The 1973-nt window shown below is 71.2% G+C and carries 2 protein-coding genes; both read left to right on the forward strand.

Annotation, left to right across the window (positions count from 1 at the left end):
• Positions 1–273 precede the first annotated feature (273 nt).
• Positions 274–1092, forward strand: coding sequence for a CoA transferase subunit A (locus DLJ59_RS00115; protein ID WP_124770508.1), 819 nt, complete (start codon positions 274–276; stop codon positions 1090–1092).
• A 27-nt stretch (positions 1093–1119) separates the two neighbouring features.
• Positions 1120–1890 (forward strand): CoA-transferase subunit beta, encoded by a 771-nt coding sequence (locus tag DLJ59_RS00120; protein WP_124770509.1) that lies wholly within the window; start codon positions 1120–1122, stop codon positions 1888–1890.
• Positions 1891–1973 lie beyond the last annotated feature (83 nt).

The raw sequence follows: 1973 nt of genomic DNA on the forward strand, positions 1-1973 counted from the left end.
GTGGGGGTGGTCTCGAGGTGACGGGGCGTGGCGGGCTTCCGTTCGCGAAGGCCCGGAGGTGTTCGCTTACCGAACGGCCGTTCTCTGCATGAACGTTTGCACGTGGTCCGGCTCGCGTCAACGCATCGCCCGACGTCAGTGTCGAGCACTGTGGACGGGCGGTCGGCCTGTCGTTGACGGATGTCATCCTCCGTCGTACGTTCGACATGAGTACGGCAGTCCGCATAGCGAACGGCTGGCGGCAGCACGGTTTTCGCGGGAGGCGGGAGGCCCATGGCGAAGCTCGTTCCGCTGGCCGAAGGCGTGGCGCACCTGGTCCGCGACGGTGATGTGGTGGCCCTGGAGGGGTTCACGCACCTCATTCCGTTCGCCGCCGGCCACGAGATCATCCGCCAGGGGCGGCAGGACCTGACCCTCGTGCGGATGACCCCCGACGTCATCTACGACCAGCTCATCGGCGCCGGGTGCGCCCGTCGCCTGGTTTTCTCCTGGGGCGGCAACCCGGGCGTCGGGTCACTGCACCGCTTCCGGGACGCCGTGCAGCACGCCTGGCCGCGCCCACTCGAACTGGAGGAGCACAGCCACGCGGGCATGGCGAACCGGTACGTCGCCGGGGCGTCCGGGTTGCCGTTCGCCGTCCTGCGGGGCTACACCGGCACCGACCTGCCCGGCCACACCACCAACATCCGGCCCATCACCTGCCCCTTCACCGGCGAGACACTCACCGCCGTCCCCGCCCTGCGCCCCGATGTGACAGTGGTGCACGCCCAGCGCGCCGACCGGCGCGGCAACGTGCAGATGTGGGGCATCACCGGGGTGCAGAAGGAGGCGGTGCTCGCCGCCCACCGGTCACTGGTCACCGTCGAGGAGATCGTGGACGAGTTGGAACCCGTACCCGGGCAGGTCGTCCTGCCCGGCTGGGCGGTCACCGCGGTGGCCGAGGTGCCCGGCGGCGCACACCCGTCCTACGCCCACGGCTACTCGGTGCGGGACAACGACTTCTACCGGGACTGGGACGCCGTCAGCCGACACCGCGACACCTTCCGCGCCTGGCTGGACGAGCACGTGCACAAGGCCGGGGCGGCGGCATGAGTCAGCGCAGCGAGCGAGGGGAACGCGATGGCGGACTGGACCGCGGACGAGATGATGACCGTCGCCGCCGCGCGGCAACTGCGCGACGACACCGCCTGCTTCGTCGGGATCGGGTTACCCAGCACCGCGGCGAACCTCGCCCGGGCGACGCACGCCCCGAACCTGGTGCTCATCTACGAATCCGGGTGCCTCGGCGCGAAGCCGGACCGGCTCCCGCTCTCCATCGGAGACGGCGTCCTCGCCGACACCGCTGACGCCGTGGTGTCGGTGCCCGAGGTGTTCAACTACTGGCTGCAACCCGGCCGGATCCACGTGGGCTTCCTCGGCGCCGCACAGCTCGACCGGTACGGCAACATCAACACCACGGTGGTCGGCGGCGACTACGACGCCCCGAAGGTCCGGCTGCCCGGTGCCGGTGGCGCCCCGGAGATCGCCGCCTCCTGCGGCGAGGTCGTGGTGATCGTCCGCCAGGACCTCCGAACATTCACCGAACGGGTCGACTTCGTCACCTCGGTCGGGTACGGGACAGGCCCGGGCGACCGGGAGCGACTCGGCCTGCGGGGCGGAGGTCCCCGAGTGGTGATCACCGACCTCGGCGTCCTCGAACCCGACCCGGTCAGCTGCGAACTCACGCTGACCCACCTGCACCCGGGCGTGACGCGCGAGCAGGCGCGGGCGGCCACCGGCTGGGACCTCGCCGTCGCCGAGGAACTGGCCACGAGCGAGCCGCCGACGGCCCGGGAACTCGCGGTACTGCGGGCGCTGGAGGCGACGAAGTCCGACGGGAGACGACCATGACCACTCACGACATCCAGGCCAACGGCGGCCTGGTGCTGCCGCGCTACCGGCGCGACGACGTCGACGCCCACCCACCCCTGCTC

The organism is Micromonospora inaquosa (genome assembly GCF_003857055.1).
Classification (GTDB): Bacteria; Actinomycetota; Actinomycetes; order Mycobacteriales; family Micromonosporaceae; genus Micromonospora; species Micromonospora inaquosa.

What these genes read in the sequence shown, in the direction of transcription:
- DLJ59_RS00115 (WP_124770508.1), top strand. Translation starts at nt 274, where the DNA reads ATGGCGAAGCTCGTTCCGCTGGCCGAAGGCGTGGCGCACCTGGTCCGC.
- DLJ59_RS00120 (WP_124770509.1), top strand. Translation starts at nt 1,120, where the DNA reads ATGGCGGACTGGACCGCGGACGAGATGATGACCGTCGCCGCCGCGCGG.